General features: G+C 53.8%; 13 protein-coding genes. 10 read left to right on the forward strand and 3 right to left on the reverse strand.

The genetic code is table 11. From position 1 onward, the window contains the following. Positions 1–186 precede the first annotated feature (186 nt). Positions 187–840 (forward strand): DUF3226 domain-containing protein, encoded by a 654-nt coding sequence (locus tag VB741_RS24410; protein WP_323367830.1) that lies wholly within the window; start codon positions 187–189, stop codon positions 838–840. Between the two features lie 11 nt (positions 841–851). On the opposite strand, the gene VB741_RS24415 is transcribed toward VB741_RS24410, so the two are convergent. Continuing rightward, on the reverse strand, positions 852–1,439 hold the full coding sequence (locus tag VB741_RS24415) for a hypothetical protein (RefSeq protein ID WP_323367831.1): 588 nt from the start codon (positions 1,437–1,439) through the stop codon (positions 852–854). A 79-nt stretch (positions 1,440–1,518) separates the two neighbouring features. Then, positions 1,519–2,442: a nucleoside hydrolase gene (locus tag VB741_RS24420; protein WP_323367832.1), complete on the reverse strand. Its 924-nt coding sequence runs from the start codon at positions 2,440–2,442 to the stop codon at positions 1,519–1,521. Between the two features lie 127 nt (positions 2,443–2,569). On the opposite strand from VB741_RS24420, the gene VB741_RS24425 reads away from it, so the two are divergent. From VB741_RS24425 to nblS, 3 genes are all read left to right on the forward strand, one after another. Next, positions 2,570–3,688: an S-layer homology domain-containing protein gene (locus VB741_RS24425; RefSeq protein ID WP_323367833.1), complete on the forward strand. Its 1,119-nt coding sequence runs from the start codon at positions 2,570–2,572 to the stop codon at positions 3,686–3,688. Between the two features lie 157 nt (positions 3,689–3,845). Continuing rightward, positions 3,846–5,126, forward strand: coding sequence for a phosphoribosylamine--glycine ligase (gene purD, locus VB741_RS24430; protein WP_323367842.1), 1,281 nt, complete (start codon positions 3,846–3,848; stop codon positions 5,124–5,126). A gap of 99 nt (positions 5,127–5,225) precedes the next feature. Continuing rightward, a complete protein-coding gene (gene nblS, locus VB741_RS24435) occupies positions 5,226–7,232 on the forward strand; it encodes a two-component system sensor histidine kinase NblS (RefSeq protein ID WP_323367834.1) in 2,007 nt (668 codons plus the stop codon). Here the strand turns inward: nblS and VB741_RS24440 are convergent. Beyond that, complete coding sequence (locus tag VB741_RS24440) at positions 7,210–7,605, reverse strand: helix-turn-helix domain-containing protein (RefSeq protein WP_323367835.1); 396 nt, start codon at positions 7,603–7,605, stop codon at positions 7,210–7,212. The two genes, nblS and VB741_RS24440, sit on opposite strands and share 23 nt — an antisense overlap. A gap of 477 nt (positions 7,606–8,082) precedes the next feature. Between VB741_RS24440 and VB741_RS24445 the strand changes: the two genes are divergently transcribed. The 6 genes from VB741_RS24445 to VB741_RS24470 all read left to right on the forward strand — a co-directional run bounded on the left by VB741_RS24445 (position 8,083) and on the right by VB741_RS24470 (position 19,146). Further along, a complete protein-coding gene (locus VB741_RS24445; RefSeq protein ID WP_323367836.1) occupies positions 8,083–8,754 on the forward strand; it encodes an alpha/beta hydrolase in 672 nt (223 codons plus the stop codon). After that, the gene (locus tag VB741_RS24450; protein ID WP_323367837.1) at positions 8,730–10,559 is read left to right on the forward strand and encodes an alpha/beta fold hydrolase; all 1,830 of its coding nucleotides are present in this window, start codon (positions 8,730–8,732) and stop codon (positions 10,557–10,559) included. Before VB741_RS24445 ends, VB741_RS24450 begins: the two co-directional genes overlap by 25 nt. A gap of 462 nt (positions 10,560–11,021) precedes the next feature. Continuing rightward, the gene (locus tag VB741_RS24455; RefSeq protein ID WP_323367838.1) at positions 11,022–12,917 is read left to right on the forward strand and encodes an AMP-dependent synthetase/ligase; all 1,896 of its coding nucleotides are present in this window, start codon (positions 11,022–11,024) and stop codon (positions 12,915–12,917) included. Positions 12,918–12,981: 64 nt separating this feature from the next. Continuing rightward, positions 12,982–15,354 carry a 3-hydroxyacyl-CoA dehydrogenase/enoyl-CoA hydratase family protein gene (locus VB741_RS24460; protein WP_323367839.1) on the forward strand — a complete coding sequence of 791 codons (2,373 nt, stop codon included), beginning with the start codon at positions 12,982–12,984 and terminating at the stop codon, positions 15,352–15,354. A 67-nt stretch (positions 15,355–15,421) separates the two neighbouring features. After that, the gene (locus tag VB741_RS24465; protein WP_323367840.1) at positions 15,422–16,615 is read left to right on the forward strand and encodes an acetyl-CoA C-acyltransferase; all 1,194 of its coding nucleotides are present in this window, start codon (positions 15,422–15,424) and stop codon (positions 16,613–16,615) included. Between the two features lie 89 nt (positions 16,616–16,704). Beyond that, positions 16,705–19,146, forward strand: coding sequence for an acyl-CoA dehydrogenase (locus VB741_RS24470; RefSeq protein WP_442786448.1), 2,442 nt, complete (start codon positions 16,705–16,707; stop codon positions 19,144–19,146). Positions 19,147–19,512 lie beyond the last annotated feature (366 nt).

Below are 19,512 nucleotides of genomic sequence, written 5' to 3' on the forward strand. Positions count from 1 at the left end.
CCGAATCGACGCTTAAACTTTGAATTGCTAAGGGTTTGGGTGGCTTCGTAGTTCATCTGCCTAGGTGTAAAGCAATGAACCAAAACCTAAAAATCTACCATAGAAACTATTATGCAAGAGGTCTATTGTTTTTACGGAAAAGCAGATGATTTTAGCTGCTAAGAGGGGAATTGAGGTGCGTTAACTGTGGCCAGTAAGTACAAGCCTAGGAAACTCATTGTTGAAGGTAATCAAGATAAAAGAGTCATACCAGAACTAATAGAAGCCAACGGTATCCCATGGGAAGAAACCCAATCAGAAGCTATCGTTGATATTGAAGCCTATGGCAATGATCAATTTATCGATTCAACTGTTATTTCTACTGAACTACAGGCATCAGGGTTAATTTCACTGGGTTTGATCGTGGATGCTGATAATGACCTCAATCGTCGTTGGGCCAGCATCAGAAATGCTTGTGCACAAAGTATTTCTGATATGCCTGATACTTTGCCAGAAAGAGGTTTAATTCACTCCACGGCTTCAGGCATTAAGTTTGGCGTGTGGATTATGCCAGATAATAAAACTCAGGGAATGCTTGAAACTTTTCTCAGCTACTTGGTGCCGGATCCGAGCGAATCACTATGGAAATATGCGCAGGAGGTAACTCAATCTGCCAAACAGAAGGGGTCTAACTTCATAGAGCCTCATGTGGATAAAGCCAATATACATACCTGGTTAGCGTGGCAAAATCCACCAGGACGGCAGCTACATAATGCTGTGATGGAGAAAATTCTTGATCCAAATCATCCGAGGGCTCAACCTTTTGTGGATTGGTTCAAACGGTTGTACGGTCTATCATAGTGCTGAGAGATTTAAACTTTAATAGCACTAGGTTCTGAGGCCGCTGCAATCACGCGGTGACAGCCTGACTCTGGGTGGGCCCAGCCGCAATAACATTCTTTAGGGTTACCCCAGCATAGGCCGAGGTAGAGTTCACTACGGGTAGCGGTGAGGTCTGCCCACTCTGCCTCTTGGATATAGGCTTCGACTTGGGTGATATCGATTTCTACCGGGTCATGTCCGGCGGTCCACAGGCGTAACCCGGCAATGGAGTCATGCCAAAACTTGAGAATACTGGCTTTGGCGGCGGCGAGGGCCACTTTGTCGGCCTTAATGGCAGTGAGGTCTGGATGAATCTCAGGTAGTTGGATGGTGTGATCTTTGAAGGTGCAGGGACGCCACACGAGGCCTGAAATGTTGTAGTCCCGCTGGTATTGATGGATTTGGGCGCGGAAGTCTTGGTAGGCGAAGACTTTGCTGAGTTTGTCGGCGCCGATGGCTTTGGAAACAACGGGATTGGCTAGACGATCGTCGGTGGATAGTAATACCCGTTCTCCACGCCAGGCGGCTTTAAGTTCTTGATCGAGGATATCGATAAGTTGCTGGGTGGTGTAGGTCATTACTCTGCCAGACGGTTTGATGGCATTTTAGCAATCGTGGTTGGTCTGTGCAGTAAAGTAGCCAACTTGCTGCCGGATTTTAGAAGGACTCCATCAGCAATTTATAGATGCCGGCTGCATCCACCGACGCTGCCACCTGGGCATTGGGCGGTTGCTCGGTGCGTCCCCACCAGTCAATGACCGTACGGCCAAGATTCTCAGGGCTGATGGTGTCGATGGTGGTGTAGGTGTCTTTGAAGGTAAATAGTTCTGGTTGGAGCAGGTAAGCGATGACGCAGGGGTCGTGGAGCGGTGCCCCTTGCATACCGTAACGTTCTATCTCTGGGGTGCCATAGTGGGCGAGGAGGTCAGCGGCGGCGTGACCGATGGCGGTGTTGAGCTGTCTGAAGGCGGCTAATTGTTTGGGGGTGGTGAGGACTTGGTGGGTGGTGTCGAGGGTAATGAGTTTGATGGGAATGCCTGACTCGAAGACGACCTGGGCTGCATGGGGGTCAACATAGATGTTGAATTCGGCGGCGGGGGTGATGTTGCCGTGGGTGATGGCTCCGCCCATGGCGATAATGGTGTCGATTTTGTCGGCGATTTGGGGGGCTTGGATCAGGGCAACGGCAAGGTTGGTGAAGGGGCCGAGGGTGGCTAGGGTGACGGGTTCAGGGGCCTGTTGCAGGGTTTCGATTAAAAATGCAACAGCGTGTTGCACCCTTAGGGGTTGGATGGGCTCCGGAAGTTCGGTGCCTTGTAGACCGGTGGCTCCGTGGATGTCGGTGGCGGTGGATAGGGGCCTGATCAGGGGGCGGGGGCAGCCAGCGTAGACGGGAATATCAGCCCGGTTGGCTAAGGCACAAATTTTAAGGGCGTTTTGGCTGGTGTAGTGGAGGGGCACATTGCCGGCAACGGTGGTGATGCCCAGAATATTGAGTTCTGTGGGATGGGCTAGGGCGAGAAATAGTGCGATCGCATCATCCACACCAGGATCACAATCAATAATAATCGGACGAGCCATGGGTTCAGCCAAGCAGATGGAAGCAGGATGCCTTTCTAGCCTAGCCTGTTGAATGGGAGATGATCCGATCCCATGATCTAAACTAGTAAACTAACCTGGTAACGCGGCGTCGATAGGACTTAGTTGAATGCAGTATCCCCCTCCTCAGCATTTTGTAAAATCTCTAGGTCTGATGCTGTGCCTGATCCTGGCCAGTTGCGAAGGCAGTCCCTTGGGGAGTTCCCTGGAAAAAAACCTAGAGCCCGATCCGCGCTTAATAGCGGAAGAAACCGCCAAGGGCGACCCTAGCCAAAGTCCAGACCCGTCTGCCAGCTCCGATGTCAGTTCTACACCCTCTAGTCAGCAGACCGAAACAACGCCCGAGGGTGAAACCACCTCATCGGCTCAGGCCGATCCTCCACCGACTCCCACCTTTACCTCCAGCTACACCGACATTGGCGAAGCGCCCGAAGAACTGCAACAGTACATCGAAGATTTAGTCGGCTTGGATCTGCTCCAGCTGCCCGAAGTCAAAGCCGATGACACTATTGCCCGCAACCCCAACGAGTTTTTACCCAACCAAGTCATCACCCGTCGGGAGTATGCCCGCTGGCTCATGGCCGTCAATAATCGCTTCTACGCCGACCAGCGAGCCAAAAAAATTCGTCCAGCTGTGGAAAGCAGTCAGCCCATTTTTCAGGATGTGGGCACCACCAACATTGATTTTTCCGCCATCCAAGGATTGGCCGAAGCGGGCATTATCCCCAGCCCCCTCAACGGCAGTACCACGGCCATTAAGTTCCGCCCCGATGCCCCCCTGACTCGCAAGGACCTCATTCTTTGGAAAGTGCCCCTGGATACCCGTGCCGCCATGGCAGCAGCCACCGCCGCTGAGGTTAGTGAGGTTTGGGGATTCCAGGACGCCGCTAAAATTGAACCCGCCGCCCTCAAGGCGGTCCTCGCCGACCATGGGAATGGGGAGTTTGCTAACATTCGCCGCGCCTTGGGCTACACCACCCTATTCCAGCCCGATAAGGGGGTAACTCGAGCCGAAGCCGTAGCCGTACTCTGGCGATTTGGTAACAGCACCGAAGGGATTACAGCTGCTGAGCTGCTCATGGAAGATGACGGCGTCAACGATGACGGCGTCAACGATGACGGTGTCAAAAATGACGGCGTCAAAAATGACGGTGTCAAAAATGACGGCGTCAAAAATGACAACGAACCAGCAGCCAGTGGCAATCAACCCGCTAAACCGGCTGAATAATTTGTCCAGCTCCCTTCTCCTGCCTTAATCGCACCCACAATCATTCAGGCTTGGTTAAACTACAATCATTCAGGCTTGGTTAAACATTACAACCTTTTCCCAATTCACCCAGGACGTGGGAAAATGAAGCCCCCTATTTTGTCAGGATTTGAACGCTGTGAAGGCCATTGTGATTGGTAGTGGCGGGCGCGAGCACGCCATGGCATGGACATTGTTACAGTCCCCCAAGGTGACTGCTGTGGTGTGCATCCCAGGAAATGGAGGCACAGCTAAACTGCCGGGATGTAGCAATTTAGCCATGTCTGTGGATGATGTGGAGGGCATTGCTCGGTTTGCCCTGGTGCAAAATATTGGTCTGATTGCCATCGGTCCAGAGCAACCGTTGGCAGATGGTGTGGCCGATGGGTTAAGAGCTGAAGGCCTCACTGTGTTTGGGCCGAACCAAGCGGGAGCCCAGCTAGAGGCCAGTAAGGCCTGGGCCAAGACGCTGATGGAGGAAGCAGGCATCCCCACGGCGGCCAGCGCTGTCTTTAGTAACCGTGAAGCTGCTACCCAATATGTGGAAGAGCAGGGCGTGCCCATTGTGATCAAGGCGGATGGGTTAGCGGCGGGCAAGGGGGTGACCGTGGCCATGACTATGGCGGAGGCGAAGGATGCGATCGCAGCTATCTTCGATGGTCAGTTTGGGGCGGCGGGGAAACAGCTCGTCATTGAAGAATTTCTCACCGGCCAAGAAGCGTCGGTCATGGCGGTGACCGATGGCCTGACCATTCGTCCCCTGATGCCCGCCCAGGATCATAAGCAAGTGGGGGAGGGGGATACTGGCCCCAATACCGGAGGCATGGGGGCCTATGCCCCCACCCCAGTGGTTCCCCCCGCCCTGCTGGATCGGATTCAATCCGAAGTGCTGGAGCCTGCGCTACAGGGTTTGCGCAATCGCGGCATTGACTATCGCGGCGTGATCTATGCCGGACTGATGATCACCCCGGAGGGGGAGCCCAAGGTGATTGAGTTTAACTGTCGCTTTGGGGACCCCGAAACCCAGGTGGTGCTGCCATTGTTAGAAACACCGCTGGAGGAAATCCTGCTAGCCTGCTGCGAGCAACGGCTTGAGACGTTGCCTCCCTTGGCGTGGAAGTCGGGCTATGCGGCCTGTGTAGTCATGGCGGCGGAAGGCTATCCTGGCAAATATCCCAAGGGTATGGTGATCAACGGTCTGGATCAGACCACTGCACCTGAGGCCATGGTTTTCCACGCTGGGACCCAGCTAGACCGGGGACAGGTGAAAAGCACTGGCGGTCGAATTTTAGGGGTGACGGGATTGGGGAAAGGATTTGGGGATGCGATCGCAAACGCCTACCGCGCCGTCAAAACCATTCAGTTTGACCATGCCTACTATCGTCAAGACATTGGCCATCGGGTGAGGGATCAGTTTTAGCTCGGCATCGGTTCTAAACTTTGAGCGTTCCCCAGGCTCACTTCCTTGCCCATTCTGGGATTCATGTCACAATAGCCTTGAGCGGTCTATGAACTTTGAATGGTTGAACTGTTTCAGAAAATTCGCATCCTAATCGCCGACTGGTGGAAAGACTTTACCCTCCAGACTCGATTAATGGCCGCGGCAACGCTGGTTGTCTCTCTGATTATGAGCAGCCTAACGTTTTGGGCAGTCAACACCATTCAGCTGGACGCCCGTCTGAATGACACCCGATTTGGTCGGGATTTAGGTTTACTCCTGGCCGCCAATACCGCTCCCCTGGTGGAGTCCCAACAGTTGGACGAGCTGGCCCTATTTTCCCGCCGCTTCATGGAGAGCACGTCGAGCATTCGCTACATGCTCTACGCCAACCAAGAGGGCTATATCTTCTTTGGCATTCCCTACTCCGAGTCAGCGGTAAAAAACTCTCTCACCCTCAGCCGCCGCATGCAGCTGCCTGAGAACTATGTGAAGAGTGTGGATCTACCCATGGTGCGTCAGCATGTCACCCCCGCTGGCGAAGTGACCGATGTCTTTGTGCCCCTCAACTTCAAGGGAAATTACCTCGGCGTTTTAGCCCTAGGGATTAACCCCAATCCCACGGTGGTGGCATCTTCCCACCTCACCCGCGATGTCACCATTGCCGTATTTGTGTGCATTTGGGTGATGGTCATTTTAGGCGCTGTCTTTAATGCCCTCACCATTACCCAACCCATTAAGGAACTCCTGACCGGGGTGAGAAATATTGCCGCCGGTAACTTCAAACAGCGGATTGATGTCTCCCGAGGGGGTGACGAGCTGGGGGAACTGATCCAAAGCTTTAACTACATGGCGGAGCGCCTAGAGCGCTACGAAGAACAAAATATTGAAGAGCTAACGGCTGAAAAAGCAAAGCTAGAACGACTCGTTTCCACCATTGCTGACGGTGCGATTCTAATTGATGCCAACTTAGAAGTTGTGTTAGCCAACAACGCCGCTAGTCGTATTTTTGGCTGGGATTCTAAGCTGCCGCCCGAAGGCAATGTCCTCCAGCATCTGCCTACGGAAGTGAGGGTGCAAATGACCCGCCCCCTCTATCAGGCAGCCAAGGGCGATTCATCCGACAGCCAGGAATTTCGGATTGCCCTCATCGATCCCACCAGCCGCACCATTCGCGTGTTGCTCAATTCCGTGCTAGACCAATCGGGGGAAACCGTCAAAGGGATTGCCCTCACGGTGCAAGACATTACTCGGGAAGTGGCCCTGAATGCGGCAAAAAGTCAGTTCATTAGCAATATTTCCCACGAATTACGCACTCCCCTGTTCAACATCAAATCTTTTATTGAAACCCTTTATGAATATGGTGACGATTTATCGGAGCGGGAACGGAAAGAGTTTTTAGAAACCGCCAATAATGAAACCGATCGCCTGACCCGGCTGGTGAACGATGTGTTGGATCTGTCCCGGCTGGAATCGAGCCGACGCTATCAGTTCTCTGCCTTGGATATTCATCAACCCATTGAGCAGATCCTCCGCACCTATCAACTCAATGCCAAAGACAAGGGGATTGAGTTGATCCAAGACATTGAGGATGGTCTGCCGCCGGTGCTGGGCAATTATGATTTGCTGCTACAAGTATTTGGCAATTTAGTCGGCAACGGCCTCAAGTTTTCCACGACAGGGGGCTGTGTCGCTATTCGGGCCTATCGAGCGCCATCCACGGTGGACCACCCAGACTTTATTGGCAATGTCCGCATTGAAATTGCCGATACGGGCATTGGCATTGCCCCGGAAGACCAAGACGCCATCTTTGATCGCTTCTATCGGGTAGAGAACCGGGTCCATACCCTGGAAGGGACCGGCCTGGGCCTATCCATTGTCAAAAACATCATCGACAAGCACCACAGCAAAATGCTATTGGTGAGCGAGGTGGGTGTTGGTACTACCTTCTGGTTTGATTTGGCCATTTATGAGGCCCAGGTAGCTAAGTCCATATCGGCGGCAGCCCTGAAGTCGGGCGAATCGGGTGGTGGGGATGATGCGATCGCACCGTTGGCCACCCAGGCTACACCAAAGGAATCAGTTTAGCCCACAAATTCCCCAAGGACCTACCAGACACCAGCTCCCGGGCCGAAAAGTCAGACTTATTGAGCCATTGCGGATTAAATGCCGCCGGTTCCACACAGACCATTTGTGCGATCGCAGCGCCATCTAACCCGAGGGTCTGAGCATACTGCTTGAGAAACCCCTTCACATAGATCGCCTCGGGGAGCATGGCCCAATTGCCGGACTCAATTGCCCGTAGCTGATTGGGTTGAATACGTGTGCGCTGAGAGATTTGCTTTAACGACAATCCCTGATGGGTGCGGATAGTTTTCAAATGTTGACCCACGGTAATTAACTGCTCACAACATTCAATTCCGCCTGAAGAATGCCCTGACTGATAAGGAATAACGCTCATTGCGTAGCACTGAAACACAACATAACCGTCTGCAATTTATGAATCCCAGTTTCATGAAACTGAGAGCAGACCCACTGTTTTTACCGTGAAGTTACTGGATTGGTATGTAGCCAACCATACCAACCCATAAAATCTTGCCACCTACGGATAGTGGACAAACAATCTCTGGATAGAGGAATTCAGCCGTTTTTATAGAAAATAGGCTCCCTGTTTCGCTATGGATAACTCGCCATCATCCAGTCAAAAATACGGACATTTGTGCACAAAACATGACATCAACCACCTCCCAGGAAAAAACCGGTTGCTCCTCCGGCAAAACGACCGTTCTGGCCATGGACAAGGTTTAGTTGCGGGTTCAGAACATCTCCCCAGATTCAGCGCCGTATTAAACTCCCTATCATTCTGAGCTGATTCCCTCATTTTTGGGCCATGATGGAGCTAGGAGAGGAGTAAACAAGTCCCTTGTTTGCGAGGTTTATGATGGCCTTTTTTCCCTCTACCATGCCGTCTGGGGTGCGCCAACGGATGGCTCAGCTACGGCAGCTGAGGCGATTGCCCCAGCTGGCCCAGCAGACTTGTGAACTCTATTTCCAGGATCAAGGTTCTCAGGCCCAAACCCAATGCCGTGAGGTTTTGCAAACCCAAATCAACATTGATGCCCAGACCTTACAACGATTTCTGCGCACTGATATCGGTGAGTCTTTATTGCAACGGCTGGGGCAGCTGATTGACATCCCTGACGATGCAGCTGGTCGTCAAGCCCTGATGCAAAAGATTACCAGGACAGATCAGCTATCGATTATGCGTTTGTTGTATCAGATCGCTGGAGACTTGCGCGCTGACCGTTTATTGGCAACGGCAAAGCAAATCGACTTCCTATTACAAACCACGGATGACCTGCTCAGCTTGCTCACCTCCCTGATGGCAGAGGAAGCCAGGGGGCAAGTGGGGCCTGCGACTGATCCTCGGTTACCTGGCCCTTGGGGGATTCGCCAGAAAGTGTTAAGTCTCCAGCGACGATCGGGACAACCCTTTCAGGTTTTTCTCTACGAACCCCTTGGCGCACAGTCATCTCCCATACCTGTTGTGGTCATTTCCCATGGTTTGGCGGCAACCCCCAAACCATGGGACACTATGCCAAGCACCTAGTGTCCCATGGCTATCTGGTGGCAGTTCCCCAGCATCCAGGGAGTGACACCCACCAAGCACGCAACTTGCTAGCAGGAACGGTGGATGAGATTTTCTCGCTCCAGGAGTTCTTTGACCGGCCCCATGATGTGAGTGTCCTCTTAGACAAATTAGAGCAGCTGAATTCACGGGACTACGGGGGGCAACTGAATTTAACTACCGTTGGCATGCTGGGGGCATCCTTTGGCGGCTATACAGCCTTGGCCTTGGCAGGGGCCACCATTGACTTTGAGGGTTTGGCCCAACGTTGCGATCCCCTATCTGACAGTTTGAATGTCTCTTTACTGCTGCAATGTCGTGCCCTCTCGTTACCCCCCAGTAAAATCCCCCTCAAGGATTCCCGGATCAAAGCTCTTTTTGCCATTGACCCCATTGGCAATGGTCTGTTTGGTCCCGATGGGTTAGGCGCGGTAACTATTCCCACGGTGATTGCCACCGGCAGTAGTGATAAAGCCGCTCCTATGGCCCTAGAACCCATGCAACTGTTCCCCCATCTGGCTAGTCAAGAGCGATTTTTAGCCGTGATCCGGGGGAAATCCCACGGCCATGACATGGGCACATTATTGTCTTCCCTCAAGCTCACAAGACCGACCGATCTAGCGATTCAGAACCTATCCCCACCGATCATTGACAGTTATTTATGGGGTCTGAGTGTGTTGTTCTTTGATCAGCATTTACAGCCTGCCACGACCCTATCTGTGCCGCCGTCTGCTGAGGCCCAGGTCATCAGCCCATCGCCGACTCCTGCTGCGTCGCTGCCTGCCTATGCCCAGGCCATCAGCCAATCCCCCTATGATTTAAGCCTCATCAGTGCAAAATCTGTCCCTGCCCTCCAGCCGGTCCTGGATAACTTTCAACAGCGTCTGTCTCAGCTGAAGTGGCACACCATTACGGTGCAGCATCAGGCTGGCATGTTTGCCGCTGCCGATGGATTAAGCCTGTATTACCAAAGCTGGCTGCCCACATCGCCGGTCAAGGCGACGATTGTTTTATTGCATGGGTTAGGGGGACACAGTGGTCTATTTCAGAATGTGATCAAAGCCCTGATTCCAGAAGGCTATGCCCTTTATGGCTATGATCTGCGGGGCCATGGGCGGTCGCCGGGGCAACGGGGTTATATTAATCGCTGGGCAGACTATCGCCATGACTTAGCCTACTTTATCGCCATGGTCCAAAAGCAGCACCCGACGGTGCCCTGCTTTTTACTCAGCCATAGCCTAGGCAGCATGATTGCCCTGGACTATGCTCTCCATGCCAGCTTGCATTCTAGGGAGTCCAGTCAGCCAGCCTATCCAGACATTGCGGGGATTGTTGCCGCCTCCCTGCCCTTGAGAATCCATGCGGCGACTGATCTGCGCTTAAAGCTGGGTCAGGCATTATCCCTCGGATGGCCTCGATTTTCCCTGCCCCTGGGGCTGAAGCATATTTTGCCATCACGGGATCGATCTGTTGTCCTCGCCTATGCCCATGATGTGCTGCGTCACCAGCGGGGAACCGCTCGCCTAGCAACAGAATTTCTCAAAACAGTTCAGTCACTGTACACCCACCAATCCCATTTCACGATGCCGATTTTAATGTTGCATGGCACCGCTGACCAGGTGGCTGACCACCATGTTAGTCACGATTTCTTCCAGCATCTACCCCCGACTAATAAGAAATTTATCAGCTATAGCGGGGCTTACCATGAGTTATATAACGAAAGAAATCAGGCTGAGATTATGGCTGATGTAAATGCTTGGTTGGGCTCACATATCAATCAGGATTAATGTTTTTTCCCAGGACATTATGACCCTGAATATTACAGCCATATTAAGACAATCCCCAGTCCCATGGGCGATCCCGCTATAATGGATGTATTCAAAAAAATAGCAACTCCAGCTAAGCTACTCTTGCAGAGACTGCATGTTTACTGCTCTATTGCTTAGTAAGTTGGCTGAATTTTTGATCATAAAACTACTATTTATTGGACTGTTTTTGTCGTTTCATCTGATACTTTCCGTCCATAGTCTAGTCAGTAGTAGTCAATTTCTAGTCGTCGATCGGGCATAGTCGATTTAGTGGCTCCACAACCTGTCCTAATCCACTCCTCTTCCTGGAGACAGGTTCGTAGAGATTGCTGAACATTTTTTGCTGAGCGTTTTCCCATAATCATACCCTGCCGTATTTAAGGGGAAGAGACTTTTGTCTCTCTGAGAATGATGGCTGATCAATGTCGTGACTGCTGTTCCTTGTATGTTGCTCCCGCAACCCAAGGGGCAGTGCAGCTGCATTACACAATTCCTGATTTGTTGGATCTGGGCTGTGCCTATGGCTATACCCCTGCCCTCCACCACTGGTCTTCCCAGGGTTGGAAAACATCTTCCTATCAGGAGTTTCGCACTGCTACGGAAGAATTTGCCCTGGGGTTAAGGTCTCAGGCTGGATTGCTGGGTGAGACGTCCGCCGGGGCGGATCGAGTGGGTCTCCTGCTAGACAATGATATTGATTGGGCTCTGGTCGATGTGGGGAGCCTGTTAGGGGGGTGGGTAACGGTACCCATTGATACTGGCCAGTCTGCTGATGCCATTGGCTGGATGGTCAAGGATGCTGACTTGCGAGTCTTAGTGGTGGCCAACTGGAAAACCTTAGAACGGGTTTATGACCAGATTCAGTCAGTGCCGCTGATTGTCATGGTGGATGGGTCTGCTCCCCCGGATGGGTTTGACTCAATGGCTCAAGACCACGCCATGACTACCTTAGACAATATTCGTCGCCAAGGCCGTCGCCAGCGCTCTCCAGAGGCCATCCAGGCGTTGAAGGATGCCATTCATGCCGATGATCTAGCCACCATTGTTTACACCGCCGATGCCACGGGTATGTCCAAGGGGGTCATGCTCAGCCATCGGAGTTTGACGGGCAATATTTGGGCGGCCTTTAGCAGTATGCCGGGGCTGGTAAGAGGGACACGGGAAGTGGCCCTGTTGTTTTTGCCGCTGAATCATATTTTTGCGAGAACCTTTCTCTATGGTCATTTGGGGTTTGGTCATGACATTTACTTTTCGTCGCCTAAGCGGGTTTTTCGACATTTAGCCCTGGTTAAGCCCACCATTTTTATTACCGTGCCCCGCCTGTTGGAGAAGGTGTATGAGCGCGTTAACGGTGTGCGGCAGCAGTCTTCTGGCCTCAAGCGCTTGTGGTTAGGCTGGGGATGGCATTGGGCCCATCGCTATCCAGCTAGTCGCCATGGTCAGGGGCCTGGGTCTCGTCTCCAGCGTTGGCTGTTAGGCCATGGCCAGGGGCCTGGATCTCGTCTCCAGCGTTGGTTCCTGGGCCATGGTGTGTTTGGCCATGTCCGCCAAGCCTTTGGGGGGAATATGCGCTATTTACTCTCGGGTGGGGCGGCTCTGCGGCCTGAGGTGATGACGTTTTTTAATGCGGTGGGGATTCCGGTGCAACAGGGCTATGGGCTGACGGAGACGAGTTCTGTCCTGAGTTACACCCGCGATCGGTGGTTCCGTTCCGGGACGGTGGGGGCTCCGATTCCGGGGGTGGAAATGCGTCTGGGAACCGATGGGGAGGTGCTGGTGAAAAGTGTCTATACCATGGAGGGCTATCACCATAATCCAGCCGCGACCCATGCCGTGATTGACTCGGATGGTTGGTTCCATACGGGGGATTGGGGAGAGTTTTCGGAGGATGGTTTGCTGACCCTCCATGGCTGTAAGAAGGGACTGTTTAAGTTGTCAACGGGTAAGTACGTGGCTCCGGCACCAATTGAGGCGCAGTTGGAACGGTCTCCCTGGGTGAAACAGGCATGGCTGGTGGGGCCAGGGCAAAAGTTTTGTGGTGTGTTGATTGTGCCGGAAGGGGGGATTGGTGGGGAGGTGCGATCGCACCTCCATACCCTAATCGATCAGGTAAATACTGCCTTGCCCCACTGGTCAACGATCAAGCGGTTTGTGCTAGTCGAGGCCAAGGGCCTTCCCCAGGGGAACCGGGAACAGCTCTACCAGATGTATGCCCAGGAGATCGAGGAGCTGTATCGAGATGGGGAGCCTGGACCGCCGAGGGAGCCAGGGAAGATGTCCCGTTTGCGTGGGAGGTGGAGGCGGCTTGAAGCGTCTTGGGGCGTTGGTTCACGGTAATTGATCTTGAGGTGGGCACGCCCCCCTGTTTTTAATTTTTCCTCTTGCTTAAAGGAGATCCATTATGACTTTCCTTCCGTTCAAAACAGCTGCTGTGTTAGGCGCTGGCATTATGGGCACCCAGATTGCGGCCTATTTAGCCAATGCGGGTTTACAGGTGTTGTTAATGGATGTGCCTGCCCTGGAAGGGGATAAAAACGCAGTAGTCGTCGGGGCTTTTAAGAAGGCGAAAAAAATGTCACCGCCCATTTTGTTTACCCCCGAGGTGGCCCACCGGATTGAGCTGGGTAACTACCATGAGCATTTTGCTCGATTGAGTCAGGTGGACTGGGTGATTGAAGCCGTGATTGAACGGTTGGACATTAAACAGGAGCTAATGGCCCGGTTAGAGCAGGTGGTGCGTCCAAACGCGGTGATTTCTACCAACACCAGTGGCTTACCCATTGCCCAGATTGCCGATGGCCGTTCCCCAGATTTCCGGCAACGGTTTTTAGGCACCCACTTTTTTAATCCTCCCCGTTATCTCAAACTGCTGGAGCTAATTCCCACCACGGAGACCGATCCAGCCATCACGGAACGGATGGCCTGGTTTGGCCGGAGCTATCTGGGGAAAGGGGTGGTGATCGCCAAGGATACGCCCAACTTTATTGCTAATCGCATTGGCCTATTTGCCACATTTCTGGGGGTGCATGCCCTGACGGAGGATGGGTACTCCATTGAAGAGATTGATACCTTGACGGGGACATTGGTGGGTCGCCCGAAGTCGGCCACGTTTAGAACGGCGGACCTAGTCGGTTTAGATACGCTACTCCATGTGGCTGAGAACATCTATCCAGCCATTCCCCACGACGAGCAACGGGAGACGTTCAAATTATCCACGTTGCTCAAGACCCTGGTGGAAACCGGTTCACTGGGGGCTAAGGCAGGTCAAGGATTTTATAAAAAGGTAGGAAAAGAGATTCTTTCGGTTAATCCTAAGACCTTTGACTATGAAGTACCTCGCCAGCCCAATTTACCGGGTTTAGAAACCGTGGCACCCTTGCCTGAACTCATAGACCGCCTGCGGATGCTGTATAAATTGCCTGGGCGGGCGGGGGAGTTTTTCCGGCGGACGACGATGGCGTTGTTGAGCTATAGCGCTTGCCGTTTACCCGAAATTGCCGATAGTCCGGTGGCTGTTGATCGGGCCATGCGTTGGGGCTTTGGCTGGCAGCTAGGGCCGTTTGAGATGTGGGATGCCATTGGCTTCCATCAGGTGCTCTACGACATACAGGCGGCAAACTTAACGGTGCCTGATTGGATTACTGAAATGGCGGCTACGGGGGAAGGTCATTTTTACCGCAGTCAGCATGGGGTGCCCAGTAACTTGTTGATGGCGGACTCTGTGCTGGGTCCTGTCGGTCAACAGGAGGTGGAGCAGCCGACCGATGAGATTCATTTGCCTTTGATCAAAACGGTTAGCAGCAAGATTTGGGAGAATCCCGAAGCGGCCCTATGGGATATGGGGGATGGGGTGGTGCTGTATGAGTTTCGCTCCAAGGGCAATACCCTCAGTACAACCGTGGTGGATGGATTGCAGTCTGTCCTCGATCTGTTGACCCAGCAGGATCAGTATCGTGGGTTGGTGATTGGCAACCACAGCGAACATTTCTGTGGTGGGGCCAACCTCCTGGAGATGGGGACGGCGGCCCAGACCGGCGATTGGCAGCTGATTGCTAATTTGTTGGTCACCTTCCAAACGGTGCTGCAACGGATTCGCTATTTCCATAAGCCCATTGTGGCGGCAGTGCAAGGACGAGCCTTGGGTGGGGGCTGCGAATTAGTCATGGCCTGTCCCCATGTGGTGGCGGCGGCTGAGAGCTATATCGGTTTGGTGGAGGTGAGTGTGGGGCTGATTCCGGGGGCGACGGGGACCACCCGCATGGCGAAGTGGGCGGCGCAGAAGGCGGTGGGAGCCACGGCGCAACATATTCAGCCATTCTTGAACCATGTGTTTAAGACGGTGGCGACGGCAACGGTGGCCGGTAGTGCCCATGAGGCTATAGAGCTGGGCTTTTTGCCTGCCCACACCCACGTTGTGATGAACAACGATCAGCGGCTGTATGTGGCCAAGGAAGAGGTGCTGTGTTTAGACCGGGCGGGGTATCGACCGCCTGCCCGTGACAGTTTCTGGGTGTTGGGGCAGCAGGGTCGGGCGGTGCTGGACCACATGGCCTACACCCTGGAGCAGGGGGGCTTTGCCAGTGACTATGATCGGTTCTTGGCGGGGCGTCTGGCCTATGTGATGACGGGGGGGGATTTGACGTCTATGGCGCGGGTCTCAGAGGAGTATTTGTTGGGGTTGGAGCAGGAGGTGTTCTTGCCGTTGTTACAAAATACGAAAACTCAAGAGAGAATTCTGCATTTGTTGAAGACGAAGAAACCGTTGCGTAATTGACCATTTCACCGGTGGGCATGGCTCACCCTCCGTTGTTCACCTGTTGTTCACCTTAAAGGAGACCATCATGCGAAATACCTACCAAAATACCTACATTGTTGCCAGTGTGCGGACGGCGGTTGGTAAAGCGCCGCAAGGGATGCTGCGTCATGTGCGGCCTGATGATATGGGGGCAGCGGTGGTGCGGGGGGCGATGGCACAGCTACCGGCATTAAGTCCAGATCAGATTGAGGATGTGATTATGGGCTGTGCCATGCCCGAGGCGGAACAGGGGTATAACCTGGGGCGGGTGATTGCCCATCGGGCGGGGTTACCGCCATCGGTACCGGGGATGACGGTGAATCGTCTATGCTCGTCTGGGTTGCAAACCATTGCCATGGCTCACCAGGCGATCAGCCTAGGACAGGCGGAGGTGATGGTGGCGGGGGGTGTGGAGTCCATGAGTCTGATTCCCATGGGGGGAGACCGCTGGAGTCCCAATCCGGTGATGATGGCGGAAATGCCCCAGGTGTATACATCCATGGGGTTGACGGCGGAGAATGTGGCGGCGCAGTTTGAGATTTCGCGGGAGGATCAGGATGGGTTTGCGTTGCGATCGCACCAAAAAGCCCTCAATGCCATCGCCGCTGGTCACTTCACCGATGAAATCATCCCCCTCCCCGTCACCGATACGGTTTATCAGGATGGCCATACCCACACCCAGGAAACCGTCTTTCAGGTGGACGAAGGCCCCAGGGCCGATACCAACCTAGCCGCCTTAGCCGCTCTACCGCCCGTATTCCGGCGGGGGGGCAGCGTGACCGCAGGCAACTCCTCCCAAATGTCCGATGGGGCTGCTGCGACCATTCTCATGGGCGAAAACAAGGTGCGGGAACTCAACCTCACCCCCATGGCTCGGCTGTTGGGCTTTGCCGTGGCGGGGGTGCCGCCCCAGATTATGGGCATTGGTCCGGTGGAAGCGGTGCCCAAGGTGCTGAAACAGGTCGGTCTGAGCCTAAATGACATGGGCCTGATCGAGCTCAATGAGGCCTTTGCCGCCCAGAGTCTGGCGGTGATTCGGAAGCTGGGGTTGAATCTGGACAGGGTGAATGTGAATGGTGGGGCGATCGCCCTGGGCCATCCCCTGGGCTGTAGTGGCGCAAAACTCACCGCTACCTTGCTCCATGAGATGAAACGCCGTCGCATCCGTTACGGCATGGTCACCATGTGCATTGGCGGTGGCATGGGGGCTGCCGGTGTGTTTGAGAATTTGTTGCTTTGAATGACTGCTCTGATTTGTTGTTCTGAATGACTGCTCTGGTTTAGACAGAGGGTACAACCTGCTCCAGCTGTGAAAAAGGGGTCCATATGATGACACTGTTAACCGTTGGTTTAATTGTTGGCTTGCTGGGGCTATTGGTTGCCCTGGCCTACTTCAAGGCTCCCTTAGCGGCTTGGTGTGCCTATGATGCTTTGATCCTCGGGGTGTGCCGTGCGCCCCTGTGGCTGTGGGGGATCTGGGGTGTCCTGGTCCTGGTCTTTGTGGTGCCAAAGCTCCGTCAGCTGGTGATTACGGCTCCCATTGTAAAGGCCATTCAGCGGTTCAATCTGTTGCCATCGATTTCGGCAACAGAACGGGCGGCCATTGAGGCGGGCACCGTCTGGGTCGATGGGGAACTGTTTTCCGGTAAGCCCAACTTTAAGCGCATTTTGGCCCAGACCTACCCCACCCTGTCCGCTGCCGAGCAAGCCTTTGTGGATGGGCCGGTGGAGCAAGTGTGTCGCATGGCGACGGACTGGGAGATCCACCAGCGCAAGGATTTGCCCCCGGAGGTGTGGGCCTATCTCAGGCACGAACGCTTCTTTGGCATGATGATTCCGTTGGAGTATGGCGGTCGGGGTTTTTCAAATACGGCCTACAGTGCGGTGATGACTAAGCTGGCGTCCCGTTCCTTTACCCACACGGCTACGGTGGGGGTGACCAACTCCCTCGGTCCGGCCAAGCTGTTGTTGCACTATGGTACTGTCGAGCAAAAGCATCGCTATTTGCCAAAACTGGCCGCCGGGGAAGAGATCCCCTGTTTCGCCCTAACGGAACCTACAGCGGGTTCGGATGCGGCCAGTCTACAGTCCAGCGGTACGGTGTTTAAGGGGGATGATGGGGAGCTGTATCTGCGGCTGAATTGGCAGAAGCGGTATATTACGTTGGGTGCGATCGCAACCCTCATCGGTCTCGCCGTCCGCCTCCGTGACCCCCAGAATCTCCTCGGCAAAGGTACCGATGTGGGCATCACCTGTGTCCTGGTTCCCTCGGACACTCCCGGTGTGCAGCTGGGGCGTCGCCATGACCCCATGGGTGTGCCCTTCTATAACTCTCCCATTGCGGGGCAAAATGTGGTCTTGCCCGCTAGCCAGATTATTGGTGGTGTGGAACAGGCGGGCCAAGGTTGGACCATGCTGATGCAGAGTCTCGCCGCTGGTCGTGGCATTAGCTTCCCCGCCACTGCCACCGGGGTGGCCAAACTGGTCTCTCGGGTGACCAGTGCCTACAGCGTGGTGCGAGAACAGTTTGGGTTATCCATTGGCAAATTTGAGGGGGTAGAGGAACCCCTGGCCCGCATTGGTGGCCTCACCTATTTGATGGATGCCGCCCGTCTCTATACCTGTGGTGCGGTGGATCAGGGTGAACAACCGGCGGTGGTGTCTGCCATTGCCAAATATCAATTTACCGAACTGTCCCGCCAGATTATTAATGATGGCATGGATATTCTGGGTGGTGCTGGGATCTGTCGTGGGCCTCGCAATCTGTTGGCGAATATTTATACGGCCACACCCATTCCGATCACGGTGGAAGGGGCCAATATTCTCACCCGCAGTTTGATTATCTATGGCCAGGGGGCTATCCGATGCCACTCTTATATTGTGGATGAAATTGCGGCATTGGCGGACAACAATGTTGCTGCCTTTGATCGTGTGTTTTGGTCCCATGTGGGGCTGATGGTGCGCAATCTCACCCGTGCTAAGGTGCTGGGCTGGACCCAGGGTCGTCTGGCAGTTTCTCCTGTTACAGGAGAAACCGCTCGCTATTATCAAAAGCTGGCTTGGGCTTCGGCTACATTTGCTGCTTTGTCAGATTTGGCCATGATCAGTTACGGTGGTAGCCTCAAGCGCCATGAGAAAATCACGGGCCGCTTTGCTGATATGCTCTCCTGGATGTATCTGGCCACTGCTACCCTGCGTCGGTTTGAGGCGGAAGGACGGCGAGAAGAGGATTTGCCCCTGGTGCATTGGGCGATGAGTCATAGTTTCTGGCAGATCCAGCAGGCGTTAGAGGGGCTGTTGGCGAATCTGGATATTCCTGTATTGGGTGGGCTGATGCGGGGGACTACGTTGCCTTGGTTCCGGTTAAATCCTATGGGTGTGATGCCGACGGATGAGCAAGGCCATGCGGTGGCTCAGCTGTTGCAGTCTCCCGATGGTCGTCAGCGCATTACCGAGGGTCTGCATGTGCCGATGGATGCTGAACAGGCGTTGGGGCGATTAGAGCGGGCCTATGATCTGTCTATGGTGGCTATGCCGATTGTTAAGAAGATCAAAACTGCTTTGCGCCATGGGGAGTTGATCATCACTCCTCCTATGGGGGCAGTGGAGGCGGCTCTGCGGGCTGGGGTGATTACGGGGGAGGAATCTGATGTTGCGATCGCAGCCCAACAAGCTCAGTTAGATGCGATTCAGGTGGATTCGTTTACGTTGGAGGAGTATCAGCGAATTGGTAAGGAATATATTGAGAAGGAGATTACTGAGGCTGAGTAGGTAGGCTTGATAAGGGCGAGAGCCAGGGATGTCAGAGGGAAAATGCTGATGTTCAGCCGATACCTGAACATAAACTGAGCAACAATTGTAACAGCAGACATCAGCATCAAGCCCACTGCTGACAAACCTCTCGGACGGCTTGCAAAATCTCTAAAAAACCGTCTTCGCTATCAGCGAGACGAATCAGTGTGGGCCTTACGTCTGGAAGCGTCCCAATCAAAAAGGAACGATTTTGATAACTGGACAGTGCGAAGTTTCTGTTGAGTGATTAGGCGGCAGAAGCCATCTGTTGCTGGGGTTCCGGAGGCCTGATTCTGGCAGCGAGTAATTTAGGAAGAAGTAGAGTGGGTCTACGTTTGGCTAAAA

This window comes from Leptothoe sp. PORK10 BA2 (assembly GCF_034932105.1).
In the GTDB taxonomy this organism is placed as follows: domain Bacteria; phylum Cyanobacteriota; class Cyanobacteriia; order Phormidesmidales; family Phormidesmidaceae; genus Leptothoe.

What these genes read in the sequence shown, in the direction of transcription:
- VB741_RS24415 (WP_323367831.1), bottom strand. Translation starts at nt 1,439, where the DNA reads ATGACCTACACCACCCAGCAACTTATCGATATCCTCGATCAAGAACTT.
- VB741_RS24420 (WP_323367832.1), bottom strand. Translation starts at nt 2,442, where the DNA reads ATGGCTCGTCCGATTATTATTGATTGTGATCCTGGTGTGGATGATGCG.
- VB741_RS24425 (WP_323367833.1), top strand. Translation starts at nt 2,570, where the DNA reads ATGCAGTATCCCCCTCCTCAGCATTTTGTAAAATCTCTAGGTCTGATG.
- nblS (WP_323367834.1), top strand. Translation starts at nt 5,226, where the DNA reads ATGGTTGAACTGTTTCAGAAAATTCGCATCCTAATCGCCGACTGGTGG.
- VB741_RS24440 (WP_323367835.1), bottom strand. Translation starts at nt 7,605, where the DNA reads ATGAGCGTTATTCCTTATCAGTCAGGGCATTCTTCAGGCGGAATTGAA.
- VB741_RS24445 (WP_323367836.1), top strand. Translation starts at nt 8,083, where the DNA reads ATGATGGCCTTTTTTCCCTCTACCATGCCGTCTGGGGTGCGCCAACGG.
- VB741_RS24450 (WP_323367837.1), top strand. Translation starts at nt 8,730, where the DNA reads ATGGGACACTATGCCAAGCACCTAGTGTCCCATGGCTATCTGGTGGCA.
- VB741_RS24460 (WP_323367839.1), top strand. Translation starts at nt 12,982, where the DNA reads ATGACTTTCCTTCCGTTCAAAACAGCTGCTGTGTTAGGCGCTGGCATT.
- VB741_RS24465 (WP_323367840.1), top strand. Translation starts at nt 15,422, where the DNA reads ATGCGAAATACCTACCAAAATACCTACATTGTTGCCAGTGTGCGGACG.
- VB741_RS24470 (WP_442786448.1), top strand. Translation starts at nt 16,705, where the DNA reads ATGACACTGTTAACCGTTGGTTTAATTGTTGGCTTGCTGGGGCTATTG.